This window comes from Lentzea sp. NPDC042327, from assembly GCF_040647275.1.
In the GTDB taxonomy this organism is placed as follows: domain Bacteria; phylum Actinomycetota; class Actinomycetes; order Mycobacteriales; family Pseudonocardiaceae; genus Lentzea.
Genome location: NZ_JBEZBX010000004.1, coordinates 439861 through 455906, shown reverse-complemented (window position 1 = coordinate 455906; position 16046 = coordinate 439861). Strand labels below are relative to the sequence as shown.

Sequence of the window (16046 nt, the reverse complement as noted above, 5' to 3'; positions counted from 1 at the left end):
TGTCGAGAGGGCGGCGGCATGACTCGGCGAACAACGGCGTTGACAGTTGCGGCGGTGGTGGTCATGGGCGGGGTACCCGCCGTGGCGGCACCGCTCGCGGTTGCTTGCACCGTGACGTATTCGGTAACCAATGAATGGAACAACGGCTTCGGCGCCAGCGTGGCGATCCGCAACGACGGTGAGGCGCTGAACGGCTGGAAGCTCACCTGGACGTTCCCCGACGGGCAACGCGTCCAGCAGGGCTGGAACGGGACCTTCGCCCAGAGCGGCGCGGTCGTCACCGTGACCAACCCGGACTGGGCCCGCACGATCCCGTCCGGCGGCAGCGCCTCGGTCGGGTTCAACGGCAGCAAGGGCTCGACCAACCAGCCACCGACGGACTTCGCGGTGAACGGGGTGTCCTGCACCGGCCCGAACCAGGCGCCGTCCGTGGCGCTGACGTCCCCGGCCAACGGCAGCAGCTACACCGTGCCCGCGTCGATCCCGCTCGCGGCCACCGCGGCGGACTCCGACGGCACGGTCGCCAAGGTCGACTTCTACGCGGGCGACCAGCTGATCGCGACCGACACCAGCGCGCCGTTCACCGGCACCTGGTCCGGGGTCGCGGCCGGTGACCACAGCATCGCCGCGCGGGCGACCGACAACCGCGGCGCCACCACGACGTCCACGCCGGTGGCCGTCAAGGTGCTGGCCGGACCCGCGGTGGTGGCCTCGCCGAGCGCGGTCTCGGTGAAGCAGGGGCAGACGGCCACGTTCGACGTCTCCCTCGCCACGGCACCCACCTCACCGGTCACGGTCACGCTCGCCCGCAGCGGCAGCGCGGACCTGACCGCCACGCCGACGACGTTCACGTTGTCCGGCACCGCGAAGCAGAAGGTGACGGTGACGTCGGCGGCCAACGGCGGTGACCTCGCGACCGCGACGTTCACCGCGTCGGCGAGCGGGCACACCCCGGCGACGGTGACGGTCAAGGAGCTCGACCCGAGCACGTCGGACTTCAACAAGGCGTTCCTCGACCAGTACAACAAGATCAAGGACCCGGCGAGCGGCTACTTCCGCAAGTTCGGCGACCTGCTCGTGCCGTACCACTCGGTCGAGACGCTGATGGTTGAGGCACCCGACCACGGCCACCAGACGACGTCGGAGGCCTACAGCTACTACCTGTGGCTGGAGGCGAGCTACGGCCGCGTCACCGGTGACTGGGCGCCGTTCAAGTCCGCGTTCGCGTCGATGGAGAAGTACATCATCCCCGCGAAGGCCGACCAGCCGACCAACGACAAGTACGACCCGTCGAAGCCGGCGACCTACGCGCCCGAGCACCCGCGGATGGACCAGTACCCGTCGGTGCTCAGCAGCACCGCGCCGGTGGGCACCGACCCGATCGCGAACGAGCTGAAGTCCGCGTACGGCAGCTCGGACGTCTACGGCATGCACTGGCTGATCGACGTCGACAACACCTACGGCTTCGGCCGCTGCGGTGACGGCACGACGGCGCCCGCGTACATCAACACCTACCAGCGCGGCTCGTCGGAGTCGGTGTGGGAGACGATCCCGCAGCCCTCGTGCGACACGTTCAAGCACGGTGGCCCCAACGGGTTCCTCGACCTGTTCACCAAGGACTCCTCCTACGCCAAGCAGTGGAAGTACACCAACGCACCGGACGCGGACGCCCGCGTGGTGCAGGTGGCGCTGCTCGCCCAGCAGTGGGCCACGGCGCAGGGCAAGGCCGGCGACATCGCGAGCGAGATCGGCAAGTCGGCCAAGATGGGCGACTACCTGCGGTACGCCATGTTCGACAAGTACTTCAAGCGCATCGGCAACTGCACCAGCCCGACGACGTGTCCCGGAGCGACCGGCAAGAACAGCGCGCACTACCTGATGTCCTGGTACTACGCGTGGGGTGGCGCGACCGACACGTCCGCCGGCTGGGCGTGGCGCATCGGTGACGGTGCCTCGCACCAGGGCTACCAGAACCCGCTGGCCGCGTACGCGCTGTCGAACGTGCCCGCGCTCAAGCCGCTGTCCGCGACCGGGCAGCAGGACTGGGCGACCTCGCTCGACCGGCAGCTCGAGATGCTGCAGTGGCTGCAGTCGGCCGACGGCGGTCTTGCCGGCGGTGTGACGAACAGCTGGGAGGGCCAGTACGCCTCGCCCCCGGCGGGCACGCCGACCTTCTACGGCATGTACTACGACGCCCACCCGGTGTGGCGCGACCCGCCGAGCAACCGGTGGTTCGGCTTCCAGGTGTGGGGCATCGAGCGCACGGCCGCGCTGTACCGGCTGACCGGTGACGCGCGCGCCAAGAAGATCCTCGACAAGTGGGTGCCGTGGGCCATCGCGAACACGACCACCGGCACGAACTTCCAGATCCCCGCGGACCTGGAGTGGTCGGGAGCGCCCGACACGTGGAACGCCACCAACCCCGGTGCGAACGCGAACCTGCGGGTGCGGGTGCTGAACCACAACCAGGACGTCGGCGTGGCCGCGTCGTACGCGAAGGTGCTGCTGAACTACGCGTCGAGGTCGGGCGACGCCGCGGCCAAGACCACGGGTGAGGCACTGCTGACCGGGCTGCTCTCGCACCAGGACAGCCTCGGCATCGCGACGCCGGAGACCCGGTCCGACTACAACCGGTTCGACGACGTCTACAACACCAGCACGCTCGAGGGCCCGTACGTGCCGCCGGGCTGGACCGGGAAGATGCCGAACGGCGACGACATCAAGCAGGGTTCGTCGTTCCTGTCGATGCGGTCGATGTTCCGCAACGACCCGCAGTGGCCGAAGGTCCAGGCCTACCTGGACGGTGGCCCGGCACCCACGTTCACCTACCACCGCTTCTGGGCGCAGACCGAGATCGCCACGGCGTTCTCGCTGCACGCAGAGCTCTACGGGTGAGAGGAGTAGCGAGATGAGAAAACGCATGGCAACGGCGCTTGCGCTCGTTGCTGCCACGACCGGTGCCCTGCTCGTGCAGACCGGCGGCACCGCGGTCGCGCACGGCTCGATGGTCTGGCCCGGCAGCCGCACCTACCTCTGCTACGAGGACGGCCGGACCGGCGGCGGTGGCGGTGACCTGCAGCCCACCAACCCGGCCTGCCAGGCCGCGGTGGCCCAGGGCGGCAAGCAGCCGCTGTGGGACTGGTTCGGCAACCTGATCAGCAACGCGGGCGGCCGCCACCGGGAGATCGTGCCCGACGGCAGCCTGTGCGGTCCCACCACGAAGTTCGCCGCCTACAACCTCGCCCGCGCCGACTGGCCGGTGACGCAGGTGCAGGCGAACGCCTCGGTCACGTTCCGGTACAACGCGTGGGCACCGCACCCCGGCACCTGGGAGCAGTACGTCACCAAGGACGGCTTCGACGTGACGAAGCCGCTCAAGTGGTCGGACCTCGAGTCCGTGCCGTTCGACAAGGTGACGAACCCGCCGCTCGTGAACGGCGAGTACGCGTGGCAGGCCCGGCTCCCCAACAAGACCGGCCGGCACATCATCTACTCGCTGTGGCAGCGCTCGGACAGCCCGGAGGCGTTCTACAGCTGCTCGGACGTCCAGTTCGGCGGTGGCACCGGCACGCCGGACACCACCGCCCCGTCGACGCCCGGCACGCCGGTCGCGTCGGGTGTCACCAGCAGCTCGGTGAAGCTGGACTGGAGCGCGGCGACGGACGACGTCGGCGTGACCGGCTACCGGGTCTACCGCGGTGACCAGGTGGTCGCCACCACGTCGACGACCTCGGCGACGGTGACCGGGTTGAGCGCGGACACGCAGTACTCGTTCACGGTGGTCGCGACCGACTCGGCGGGCAACGCCTCGCCGGCGTCGCCGAGCGTCACGGTCAGGACGTCCACGGGTGGCGGCGGACCCACCGGCTCCTGCACGGTCGCGTACGCGCGGCCGAGCTCCTGGAACGGCGGCTTCACCGCGAACGTGACGGTGACCAACAGCGGCACCAGCGCGATCAGCGCCTGGCAGCTGGTGTGGGACGTGCCGTCCGGCCAGCAGCTGCAGCAGGCGTGGTCGGCCACCGTCACGGTCGCGAACGGGAAGGCGACGGCGAAGGGCGCGAACTACAACGCGGACATCGCACCCGGTGGAACGGCGTCGTTCGGCTTCAACGCGACGACGACGTCCACGCCGGTCGACCCGACGGCGTTCACCCTCAACGGGTCGGCGTGCGCCGTCCGCTGACGAGGGCACTGCTCGCCCTCCTGGTGGTGGGTTCGGTCGCGTTCGCCCTCCTCGTCGGGCGCGCCGAACCCACCCCTGACCTCAGCAAGGGGGTCGACGGCATCGCCGCCTGGCTCAACCGGCTGACCGACGAGTGCACGACCGTCCGGCGCGAGGCGGACTTCGCGGAGTTCGCGGGTCCGGTGCGCGCCAAGGTCTACGCGCCGTTCATCGCGGAGTGGGGGACCTGCAGCAAGGAGCCGTACGAACGGCTCGGGCTGCTGGTCCTGCGGCCAGGGCTGGAAGAGGCCTGGCGAGCGGCGCTCGCGAACGGCGAGGTCCGGGGCGACCCGGACCTCGCCTTCGGCGACGGCTTCGCGCTGACCGGCTCGGAGGGCATGGAGTACCTGGGACTCAACAGACTCGAGTGCACGCCCACCGCGTGTTCGCTCGTCCCGATCAAACACCACTGAGAGAGACAGGAGATCCGGAGCAATGACGCTCAACGGACAAAGGCGGTGGGCCGCGGCGGGTGTCGTGGTCGCCACCGCCGTGGCGACGTTCGGGGTGGCGCTCAGCGCACCCGCGGGCGCCGCACCCGGTTGCCGGGTGGACTACAAGGCGAACAGCTGGGGCGGCGGTGGGTTCGGCGCCTCGGTGAAGATCACCAACCTCGGTGACGCCGTGTCGGGCGGCTGGACGCTCAAGTTCACCCTCCCCGGCAACCAGCGCGTGGCACAGGGGTGGAACGCGACCTGGGCGCAGTCGGGTGCCGACGTGACCGCGACGAGCCTGTCGTGGAACGGCAACCTCGGCACCGGCGCGTCCACCGAGCTCGGCTTCAACGGCAGCGGTGCGGGCGCCAACGACGCCAGCCCGGCGACGTTCACGCTGAACGGCACGCAGTGCACCGGTGAGGTCGGGCCCACCACCACGACGACGACCACGACGACGTCGAACGGCCCCGGTCCCGACCCGGGCAACGGCAAGGTCGACAACCCGTACGTCGGTGCGAAGCAGTACGTCAACCCGGACTGGGCGGCCAAGGCCTCGGCGGAGCCGGGCGGCAGCCGGATCGCGAACCAGCCCACCGCCGTGTGGCTCGACCGCATCGCGGCGATCACCGGCACCGTGGACTCGCGCGGACTGGTCGGACACCTGGACGAGGCGGTGCGCCAGGCGGCGGGCTCACCACTCGTCATCCAGCTGGTGATCTACAACCTGCCCGGTCGCGACTGCTCGGCGCTCGCGTCGAACGGTGAGCTCAAGCCCGACGAGATCGGTCGCTACAAGACCGAGTACATCGACCCGATCGCGGCGATCCTCGCCCGGCCCGCGTACAAGGACCTGCGGATCGTCACCACGGTCGAGATCGACTCGCTGCCGAACCTGATCACGAACGTGACGCCGCGGCCCACCGCGGTGGCGAACTGCGACGTGATGAAGGCCAACGGAAACTACATCACCGGTGTCGGCTACGCGCTCGCGAAGCTGGGTGCCGTGCCGAACGTCTACAACTACCTGGACATCGGCCACCACGGCTGGATCGGCTGGGACGACAACTTCGGCGCGACGGCCGAGCTGCTGTTCCAGGCGGCGAACGCGTCCGGCAGCACGAAGGCGAACGTGCAGGGCTTCATCGCCAACACCGCGAACTACGGTGCGTTGAAGGAGCCGTACTTCAAGATCGAGGACTCGGTGAACGGCACCTCGGTCCGCCAGTCGAAGTGGGTGGACTGGAACCGCTACGTCGACGAGCTGTCCTACGCGCAGGCGTTCCGCAACCGGGCCGTGCAGGCGGGCTTCGACGCGAACGTCGGCATGCTGATCGACACCAGCCGCAACGGCTGGGGCGGCAGCGCCCGTCCGACGGGTCCCGGCCCGCAGACGACCGTGGACGCCTACGTCAACGGCGGCAAGCTGGACCGCCGCATCCACCTCGGCAACTGGTGCAACCAGTCCGGTGCCGGCCTCGGTGAGCGCCCGAAGGCGGCGCCGGAGCCGGGCATCGACGCCTACGTGTGGGTGAAGCCGCCGGGTGAGTCCGACGGTGCGAGCAAGGAGATCCCGAACAACGAGGGCAAGGGCGCGGACAAGATGTGCGACCCGACCTACACCGGCAACATCCGCAACGGCAACAACCTGTCGGGTGCGCTGCCGGACGCCCCGCTGTCGGGCAAGTGGTTCTCCGCGCAGTTCCAGGAGCTCATGCGCAACGCCTACCCGGCGCTGTGACCGGAGCACCGCACCACAGCACCACCGGCACCACCGCGGTACCGCTGTGAAACGGCTCCTGCGCGACTTCCGCTCGCGCAGGAGCCCCGCCGCCGCCGCACCCGCGGCGGCGGCGCGCGGCGGCACCCCGTGCGTTCGACGTGGTTCGAAGGCAGCAGCCGATCCCGGGCCGACCTCGTGTCCGGCCCGGGTCGGCACCACGCTGCGGATGGCCCGGCCCCTGCGAAAGGTCATGCGCGATGCCAGAACTCCCGCGCCACGGCGTGCTGTCCGCCGGCACGCCGGTCACGCACCCGCGCACCGGCCAGGCCCGCCAGGACTTCGGCGTGGCCGCGGAGGCGTTCCCCCTCGGCGCGGTGGCGCTGCTGCCGGGACCGTTCCTGGACAACACCTCCCGCACCCACGCCTACCTGAGGTTCCTCGACCCCGACCGGTTGCTGCACACGTTCCGCCGCAACGTCGGGCTGCCCTCGGGCGTCATCCCGTGCCGCGGCTGGGAGGCGCAGGACAGCGGGCTGCGCGGCCACTCGACCGGCCACGTGCTGTCCGCTCTCGCGCAGGCGTTCGCGAGCACCGGCGACCCCGCGTTCACCGCCGGGGCCGACCACCTGGTCGAGCAGCTGGCGCTGTGCCAGGACCGGGCCAGGACCGCCGGCTACAGCACCGGGTACCTCGCGGCGTTCCCGGAGGGCTTCTTCGGCAGGGTCGAGGCGGGGGAGCCGGTCCAGGCGCCCTACTACACCCTGCACAAGATCATGGCGGGACTGCTCGACGTGCACGTGCTGATGGGCAGCGCACGGGCGCTGCGGGTGCTGACCGGGATGGCGGCCTGGGTGAGGTGGCGGGCCGGCCGGCTGACCGAGGCGCACCGCCAGGAGGTGCTGCGCACCGAGTTCGGCGGCATGAACGAGGTCCTGGTGAACCTCTACCAGGTCACCGGCGACCCGGCGCACCTGGCCGCCGCGCGGTTCTTCGAGCACTCCGCGGTGTTCGACCCGCTCGCACTGGGCACCGACGAGCTCAACGGCCTGCACGCCGGCACCCAGGTCCCCAAGGTGCTCGGGGCGATCAGGGCCTACCACGCCACCGGCACCACCCGCTACCGCGACATCGCCGTCAACTTCTGGCGGATCGTGACCGGCGCGCACACCTACGCCATCGGCGGCACGTCCAACGACGGGCACTTCAAGCCACCGCACCGGATCGCCACCGAGCTGTCCGACCACACCTGCGAGAGCTGCACCACCCACACGATGCTCAAGCTGACCCGGCAGCTCTTCCGCACCGACCCCGGTCAGCCGGGGTACTTCGACTTCTACGAGAAGGCGCTCCACAACCACCTGCTCGGCGCGCAGGACCCCACCTCCCGGCACGGCCACCACAGCACCTTCACGCCGTTGCGCGCGGGCGGCATCCGCACCTACAGCAGCGACTACGACGACTTCACCTGCTGCCACGGCACCGGCCTGGAGACCGACACCGGGCACGGCGGCAGCATCTACTTCCACGCAGGCCGCACGCTGTACGTCACCCTGTTCATCCCGTCCGTGCTCACCTGGGCGGCCAGGGGCGTGGTGGTGCGGCAGGAGACGTCCTTCCCGGACGAGGGCGCGACCCGGCTCACCGTCACCGGTACCGGCCGGTTCGAGCTGCGCGTGCGCATCCCGTCCTGGGCGCGGGGCGCGCTGCTGCACGTCAACGGCGTCGACGCGGAGCCCGTCACGCCCGGTACCTACGCGCGGGTGGACCGCGACTGGCGCAGCGGGGACGTGGTCGAGGTGACCCTGCCGATGCACCTGCACCTGCGGCGGGCACCGGACGACAAGCGGGTGCGGACGGTCGAGGTGGGGCCGATCGTGCTCGCGGGCGCGTACGGCACGAACGACCTCGCCCACCTGCCCACGCTGCGCACCGCGACCCTGCGGCCCACCGCGAACCCGTTGCGCTACACCGCGATGGCCAGCACGGGCCCGGTCACGCTGCTGCCGTTCTTCCGGCTGCACGGTCAGCGCTACACCGTCTACTGGCGGGTGGGCGACACCCCGGCGCCACCGCCGTTCATCGCGCACTTCCGGTTCGGCGAGGGCCGCGGCTCGACCGCCGCGGACGCCACCGGTGGCGAGCGGGCGACGCTGGCGGGTGGCGCGGGCTGGAGCACCGGGCGCACCGGGGCCGCGCTGTCGCTCGACGGTGCGGGCGCGCACGTGGTGCTGCCACCGGGCCTGCTCACCGGAGCGCGCGAGTTCAGCCTGGCCGTGTGGGTGCGGCCGCGGTCGGCGGTCGCGGGAGCGCGGCTCGCCGACTTCGGCAGCGGCGTGAACTCCTACCTGTTCCTCACGCCGCACGGACCCCGGGGCGGGGTGCGGTACGCGATCACGACCGGTGGCGCGGGTGCCGAACGGCACCTCGACGGGGGACCGGTCGCGGTGGACGAGTGGACGCACCTCGTCGTCACGCAGGCCGGTGGACTCGCCGTGCTGTACGTGAACGGCGCGGAGGTCGCACGCGACGCGGAGTTCCCGGTGAGCCCGGCGGTGCTCGGCAGCACCACCCAGAACTGGCTCGGGCGGTCGCAGCACGCGGGCGACGCCCACCTCGACGCGGCCGTCGAGGACCTGCGGGTCTACGGCCGCGCACTGGCACCCGGCGAGGTCGCCGCCCTCTGCGCCGATCCTTGACCGGGTTTGTGAGCGTGCCCAACCGAAAACTTTCCATACGGTACGGAATTCGTCTGGACCACTAGAAATGACCAATGTTAACGCGAACATCACTCTTGTAACGGACTGAACCGGATCTCTATGGTGTCGGAACGCTACAGCGGGTGAACGCGGGAAGGAGGCGGTGTGGTCACCATCGCGGACGTCGCTCGGCACGCTGGAGTCGCGCCGAGCACCGTCTCCTACGTGCTGACGGGCAAGCGGTCGATCTCCGCCGACACGAAGTCGCGGGTCAGGGAGAGCATCAGGGCGCTGGGGTACCAGCCGCACGTGACCGACAGGGGCCTGTCCTCGAGCCGGACCAACGTGATCGGGCTGGTGCTGCCGCTGCGCGCGGGGATGCACCTGTCGGGCATGATGCGGTTCGTCACCGCCGCGGTGACCACCGCGCGCCGGTACGACATGGACCTGCTGCTGATGACGGCGGACGACGGCGCCTCCGGGCTGCGCAGAGCGGCCAACAGCGCCCAGGTCGACGGCTTCCTCGTGATGGACGTGGAGATGGACGACGACCGGGTGCCGTTGCTGCGGCAGCTGTCCAAGCCGTCCGTCCTCATCGGACACCCGGCCACCGCGCGCGGGCTCACCTGCGTCGACCTCGACTTCGAGGCGGCCGGGGCCAAGTGCGTCGACCACCTGGCCGACCTCGGGCACCGGTCCATCGGCTTCCTCGGCGCACCGAGCGCGGTCTACCGGCGCAGCACCGGGTCCGCGCACCGCACGATGAACGGCTTCAGCGCCGCGGCGATGCGCAGGGGAGTGGCGGCGACCGCGCTCGCGGTCGAGGACGACCACGACTCGGTGCTCAGGGCCACCAAGGCGCTGGTCCGCGCGCACCCGTCGATGACGGCGCTGGTGGTGCACAACGAGGCGGCGCTGGGCTGGATCACGTCGTGCCTGCGGGCGGCCGGGCGGCAGGTGCCCGGTGACGTCGCCGTGGTCGCGATCTGCCCCGACGAGCTCGCCGAGCAGCTGTCGCCGCCGTTCACCTCGGTGCGGCTGCCGGCGGAGGAGCTCGGCCGGCACGCGGTCGACCTGCTCGCGGCCAAGCTCGACGGCAAGCAGCCACCGCCGTTGATGCTGCTGCCACCGCGGCTCTCGCGGCGGGCGAGCACCCCGGACCCGGCGGTGCCGCACCAGCACCGCAGAACGGGGTCGTCGGGCTGATCCGGCGACCGGACCCGGCCTCGCGGCCGGGAACGCGGACCGGGCGGTCGGGTGGTGGTGCCGCGCGTGCGGAATGCGGCCCGCACGGGTGGACCTCCACCACTCGGACACCGTCCTGGAGGAGTGCGCGGCGCTCGGCGGAGAGAGTCGCGCACTCCTCTTTTTCCGGTTCTGGCAGGACGTCAGGCCTTGGCCCAGCGCTGGTTGGCACCGCCCTGGCAGGTCGCGACCGTCACGGCCGCGCCGTTGCCCGTGCCGGCGGAGGTGAGGCAGAGCCCGGTCTGGACGCTGGTCACCGTGCCGCTGCCGGTGAGCTGCCAGGCCTGGTTCGCACCGCCGTGGCAGTCCCAGATCTGCACCCGTGCGCCGGAGGCGGCGTTGTTGGGGGCGTCCAGGCACTTGCCGGTCACCTGCAGCGCCTGGCCGTTCTGGGTGAACTGCTGGTTCGCGTTGGTGTGACAGTCCCAGGTGATCATCTGCGCGCCGTTGGCCGTGCTCGCGCCGTTGACGTCGAGGCAGCGGCCGGCCGCCTCACCGCGCAGCCGGAACGTGGTCGGCGCCGGCGGCGTCTCGCCGGTGAAGAACTTCCAGACCTCCTCCTTCACCCAGCTGCGGGCACCGCTCTCGCAGCCCGCGCACCCGTCGACCGGTCCCTGCTGGTGGCCGCCGTCGAACGGCGCCCACACCACCGGGTAGCCGGCGCGGCAGTTCGCGTACTGCGTGATGATGTGCGTGCGGCTGCCCGCGGCCGGTTCCGGCGCGTTCTGCGGCGTGCAGCCGTTGTTGCGCACCCACCGGTCCCGCTGGCCGCGGCCGGAGCCGATGTTGTCGCTGACGCCGTGGATGCCCATGTACGCCACCGGTGCGGTGCCACCGGCGCAGCCGCTGATCTCGCCGGGGGAGGCGATGGCGGCGATGGCGCGGAACACGGTCGGGCGCGAGCACGCGAGGGAGATGCTCATCGCGCCGCCGTAGCTGAAGCCGAGCGAGAACCGCTGCGTGGTGTCGACGCAGAGGTCGTTCTCGATGCGGCTCATCATGTCGTCGACGAACCGGACGTCCTCGCCGCCGCTGTTGCCCCAGCCGTTGTTGAGGCCCTGTGGTGCGACGAAGATCGTCGAGTTGTTCGCCAGCCTGCGCAGACCGTAGTAGGCGTAGACGTCGCCGTCGCTGCCGCCGCCCGCCACCTGCTGCGCGGTGCCGCCCAGCCAGTGCAGCCCGAAGACGAGCTTGTACTGGCGGGTGTTGTCGTAGTTGTCCGGGATGCTCAGGATGAACGACCGGGTCTTGCCGCTGCTCTGGATCGTCTGGTTGCCGCTGCGCAGCGTCGGTGCCTTGCCGCAGCCGGGGGTGGCCGCGAGCGGGGCGGGCTCGGCCGGTGCCTGCGCCTGGGCGACGCTGCTGCCGGAGAACGCCAGCGCGGCGGCCGCGAGCAGCCACCCCGTCCGGCGGAGGAGGTGCCTGGTACGCATCAGGGTGTTCGCGCTCTCTGTCGTGGCGGTCATGCGGAGGTGCACGTCTTGCCGTTGAGGGTGAACTGCGCCGGTGCCGCGGTGTTGCCGGTGTGCGTGGCCTGGAAGCCGATGCTGGTCGACGTGCCCGGTGCGAGGTCGCCGTTGTAGGAGACGTTGGTCGCGCCCACCCGTCCGGTCGGCGAGTCGTAGGTGGCGTTCCACCCGCCGGTGATGGTCTGCCCGCTGCCCAGCGTGAAGCCCAGCAACCAGCCGCTGATCGCGGCCGTGCCGGTGTTCGTGATGGTGATGGTCGAGGTCAGCCCGTTGTTCCAGGCGTTGACCTCCGCGCCGACCCTGCACTCGCCCTGGGGCAGCGGAGTCGTGGACGTGGGTCCGTCGCTGGTGGTCGTGGTGGTCGTCGTCGTGGTGATCGGCGGACCCGCGAACTGGGTGATGAACTTCCACGCCTCGCCGGAGGTCCAGGTGCGCCAGCCGTCACCGCCGGAGTCGATCGGGCCGGGGGTGTGCCCGCCGTCGAACGCCGCCCACACCACCGGGTACCCGGCGCGGCAGCCGCTGTAGGCGGTGATGATGTGGGTGCGGCTGCCCGCGGCGGGCTCGCGCGGGTTCTGCGCCGTGCAGCCGTTGTTGCGCACGAACTTGTCGCGCAGCGCGCGGCCCTGCGAGATGTTCAGGACGTTGTCGCTGACACCGTGGAAGCCCAGGTACGCGATGGGCTGCGTGCCGCCGTTGCAGCCGCTGAGCTGAGCGCCCGCGTAGACGACGACAGCGCGGAACACGGTGGCACGGGCGCACGCGACGGCATACGACATCGCGCCGCCGTAGCTGAACCCGCCCGCGTAGCGCTGGGTCGTGTCGACGCACAGCGCGTTCTCGAGCTGCCGCAGCATGTCGTCGACGAACGTCAGGTCCTGGCCACCGGGGTTGGCCCAGCCGTTGTTGTTGCCCTGCGGCGCGACGAAGATCGTGCCGTTGTTCTCGGCGTCGGCGAGCTTGCGCAGCCCGTAGTAGGACCAGTTGTAGCCGTCGGACCCGCCGGTGTCGACGTCGTTCGCGGTGCCGTTGAGCCAGTGGAACCCGACGAACAACCGGTACTGCCGGTTGGGGTCGTAGTTGGCGGGCAGCCGCAGGATGTACTGGCGGTTCTGGCCGCCGCTGCTGATGGTCTGCCGTCCGCTCGACAGCGAGGGGGCCTTGCCGCACCCCGCCGTCGCCGCCGCCGCGCCCACGCCGCCGGTGGTCGTGGTCGTGCCGCCGAGCGCGATGCCCGCCGCGCCCAGCAGCACCACGGCACTCGCGACGGCCATCGCCAGCACCGTCCTAGGCCCTGCCACGGCAGCGCTCCTCGTGTTGGTGGAACATCGTCGTCCCTTCGGTTGTCAGACTTGCTGGAGTTGGAACCGCTGGTTGTCGGCCGCGCTCTGGTTCCACTGGGACACGCGGGTGCCGTCGGTGGTCGCCGCGTTCCAGACGTCCATGGCGAGACCGCTCTGCCGGTTGACCAGGCTGATGACGCCGCCGCCCTGGTCGACGACCCGCCACTGCTGGGTGGCCGCACCGGTGTCGGGCTGCTGGGTGATGTCGGCGCCGGTGCCCGAGCCCGCGACCTGCATGACCAGGCCGCTGTGCCGGGCGCGCAGCCGGTAGTACCCGCCGCCGGAGTCGAGGAAGTCGAACTGCTGGTTGAGCCCGCTCGTCGGCGACCACTGCTGCAGCAGCGCGCCCGCCGCCGTCGAGACACCGCTGATGTCGAGGTACTTCCCGCTGTGCCGGGCGACGAGGCGGTAGTTGACGCCCGGCCGCACCACCGCCGGAGCCGAGCCCTGGCCGGTCGCGCGGTAGACGTGCCCGGCCTGTCCGGGGAACTCGGCGACGCCGCTCTCGGGCTGGGCCGGCTGGACCACCGCACCGGTCGTGGTGTCGCGCAGCTCGAAGGTGCCGCCGAAGATCCGGTTGCGCACGCGGACGGTGCCGTCGCGGTCGGGGGTGACGGTCAGCGTCACGGTGCCGTCGGCGGCCCAGGTCGCGCCGACGGTGTACCCGCCGCGCCCGCGCAGGCCGGTGACGCTGCCCGCGGGCCAGGCCGGTGGCAGGGCGGGCAGCACGTGCAGCTCGCCGTTGTGGCTGTGCAGCAGCATCTCCGCGACACCGGACGTGGCACCGAAGTTGCCGTCGATCTGGAACGGCGGGTGCAGGTCGAACATGTTGGGCGCCAAGCGGTCCGTGGTCACCAGCGAGCGCAGCAGGTCGTGTGCCCGCGACCCCTCCTCCAGCCGGGCCCAGAAGTTGATCTTCCACGCGAGCGACCACCCGGTGCCGGCGTCCCCGCGCAGCTCCAGCGTCCTGCGGGCCGCGGCGTGCAGCTGCGGCGTGCCGCGCTTGGTGATCTGGTTGCTCGGGTGCAGCCCGTACAGGTGCGAGACGTGCCGGTGGTTCGGCTCGGTCTCGACCCAGTCGTACTGCCACTCCATGACGTTGCCGCGCGAACCGACCCTGGTGGGCGCGAGCCGTTGCCGGGCCGCCCGCACCTGGGTGCGGAAGTCGGTGTCGACACCCAGCACCTCGGACGCGGCGGCGCAGCCGTCGAACAGGTCGCGCAGGATCTGCATGTCCATCGTCGGACCCGCGCAGACGCTGACGCCGGAGTGGTGGTTGAGCTCCGGCGAGTTCGACGGGTTCGTGACGAGGTGGCCCAGGCTCGGCTCGGTGACGAGGGTGTCGAGGAAGAACTGCGCGCACCCCTTGAGCGCCGGGTAGTACGTGCGCAGGAACGCCACGTCGCCGGTGAACCGGTAGTGCTCCCAGATCAACGTCGACAGCCACGCGCCGCCGGTCTGCCACATGCCGGCCGCGGCGAAGTCGACGACCGAGGAGCCGCGCCACGCGTCGGTGTTGTGGTGGGTGACCCAGCCGCGGGCGCCGTACTGCACCTGGGCGGTGCGGGCGCCGGTGGTGGTCAGGTCGTTGATCATCCGGAACACCGGTTCGAAGCACTCGGCGAGGTTCGTGGTGTCGGCCGGCCAGTAGTTCATCGGCAGGTTCGCGTTGATCGTGTACTTCGAGTCCCACGCCGGGGCGAGCTGGTCGTTCCAGATGCCCTGGAGGTTCGCCGGCTGAGTGCCGGGGCGTGACGAGGAGATCAGCAGGTACCGGCCGTACTGGAACAGCAGGGTGGAGAACTGCGGGTCGCTGGTGCTGCCGTGCCGGGAGATGCGGACGTCGGTCGGCTGGTCGGCGGCGGACGTGCGGCCCAGGTCGAGCGTGACGCGGTTGAACAGCGCCTGGTAGTCGGAGACGTGCCGGGACCGCAGCGTGGCGTAGGCGGTGCCCTGGGCCGCGTTCAGGTGGGTCCTGGCACGGCCCTGGTAGTCGCCGTTGACGGTTCGGTGGTCGACGTAGCTGGTGCCGGTGGAGATCAGGACCGTGACCGCGTTGGCGCCGGTGACCCGCAGCGTGCCGCCGGAGCTGCTGACCGAACCGCCCTCGGCCACGACCCTGGCCAGTGCGAGGAACCGCACCGTGCCCGCGATGTTGCGCTGGGTGCCGGAGATGCCGTCGAGCGCGATCGTCGTCGCGTCCGGGCTGGAGGCCGTGACACGCTGCGGCGAGGTGAAGGCCGCGGTGAACGTGACCGAGTTCGCCGTCTCCGCGGTCAGCCTGATGACGATCACCTGGTCCGGTGCGCTCGCGAACACCTCACGCCGGTGGCGCACGTTGTTCGCCGTGTAGGTGACCTCGGTGGTCGCCGTGGTGAGGTCGAGCGACCGCTGGTAGTTCGTGGCGGTGGCCGACGGGAAGGTCAGCCGGAGGTCGCCGACCGGCTGGTAGGCGAGTTGACCGGCCGGGCTGCCCAGCATGGTCTGGTCGATCAGGGTCTGCGCCTGCGACCACTGGTTCGAGAAGACGAGCTGGCGGATCTGCGCGAGCGCGCCCGCACCGCGCGGGTTGCTGTAGTCGTGCGGCCCGCCGGCCCAGACGGTGTCCTCGTTGAGCTGCAGGCGTTCGGTGTCGGTGTTGCCGAACACCATCGCGCCGAGCCTGCCGTTGCCCACCGGCAGCGCGCGCAGCCAGTCGGACCCGGCTGCCCGGTCGTACCAGAGCGAGAGGTCACCGGCCGCCCGCGCCCGAGGTGGGTCGGCGGCCGCGGTCGCCGTCCACCCCGCCTGCGTCAGCACAGCTCCCGCGCCGAGCACCATGAGCTGCCGCCGGTTCAGGTCGGACATGCCAGTCCTCCAAAGGGTGTGCGCGATCGCGGAACTCCCCTTGGTGGCTCGCCACGAGGAGCGG

At 71.0% G+C, this 16046-nt stretch carries 9 protein-coding genes; 6 read left to right on the top strand and 3 right to left on the bottom strand.

Going from position 1 to position 16046, the window contains the following annotated elements:
- Window positions 1-111: 111 nt before the first annotated feature.
- The 6 genes from AB0A63_RS12915 (at window position 112) to AB0A63_RS12890 (ending at window position 10284) form a co-directional block, all read left to right on the top strand.
- Window positions 112-2895, top strand: a complete 2784-nt coding sequence (locus AB0A63_RS12915; protein ID WP_360389393.1) for a glycoside hydrolase family 48 protein — start codon at window positions 112-114, stop codon at window positions 2893-2895.
- A gap of 25 nt (window positions 2896-2920) precedes the next feature.
- On the top strand, window positions 2921-4186 hold the full coding sequence (locus tag AB0A63_RS12910) for a lytic polysaccharide monooxygenase (RefSeq protein ID WP_360389390.1): 1266 nt from the start codon (window positions 2921-2923) through the stop codon (window positions 4184-4186).
- The gene (locus tag AB0A63_RS12905; protein WP_360389387.1) at window positions 4171-4638 is read left to right on the top strand and encodes a hypothetical protein; all 468 of its coding nucleotides are present in this window, start codon (window positions 4171-4173) and stop codon (window positions 4636-4638) included. The genes AB0A63_RS12910 and AB0A63_RS12905 overlap by 16 nt, the downstream gene beginning before the upstream one ends.
- A 22-nt stretch (window positions 4639-4660) precedes the next feature.
- The gene (locus tag AB0A63_RS12900) at window positions 4661-6400 is read left to right on the top strand and encodes a glycoside hydrolase family 6 protein (RefSeq protein ID WP_360389384.1); all 1740 of its coding nucleotides are present in this window, start codon (window positions 4661-4663) and stop codon (window positions 6398-6400) included.
- 239 nt (window positions 6401-6639) lie between these two features.
- Window positions 6640-9078, top strand: a complete 2439-nt coding sequence (locus AB0A63_RS12895) for a beta-L-arabinofuranosidase domain-containing protein (protein WP_360389381.1) — start codon at window positions 6640-6642, stop codon at window positions 9076-9078.
- A 165-nt stretch (window positions 9079-9243) separates the two neighbouring features.
- On the top strand, window positions 9244-10284 hold the full coding sequence (locus AB0A63_RS12890) for a LacI family DNA-binding transcriptional regulator (protein ID WP_360389378.1): 1041 nt from the start codon (window positions 9244-9246) through the stop codon (window positions 10282-10284).
- A gap of 182 nt (window positions 10285-10466) precedes the next feature.
- On the opposite strand, the gene AB0A63_RS12885 is transcribed toward AB0A63_RS12890, so the two are convergent.
- Genes AB0A63_RS12885 through AB0A63_RS12875 form a run of 3 tightly spaced genes read right to left on the bottom strand, consistent with a single transcriptional unit; the run spans window position 10467 to window position 15982 of the window.
- The gene (locus AB0A63_RS12885) at window positions 10467-11789 is read right to left on the bottom strand and encodes a ricin-type beta-trefoil lectin domain protein (RefSeq protein WP_360389375.1); all 1323 of its coding nucleotides are present in this window, start codon (window positions 11787-11789) and stop codon (window positions 10467-10469) included.
- On the bottom strand, window positions 11786-13093 hold the full coding sequence (locus AB0A63_RS12880) for a cellulose binding domain-containing protein (protein WP_360389372.1): 1308 nt from the start codon (window positions 13091-13093) through the stop codon (window positions 11786-11788). Before AB0A63_RS12880 ends, AB0A63_RS12885 begins: the two co-directional genes overlap by 4 nt.
- 45 nt (window positions 13094-13138) lie before the next feature.
- Window positions 13139-15982, bottom strand: a complete 2844-nt coding sequence (locus AB0A63_RS12875; RefSeq protein WP_360389370.1) for a glycoside hydrolase N-terminal domain-containing protein — start codon at window positions 15980-15982, stop codon at window positions 13139-13141.
- Between the last annotated feature and the right edge of the window lie 64 nt (window positions 15983-16046).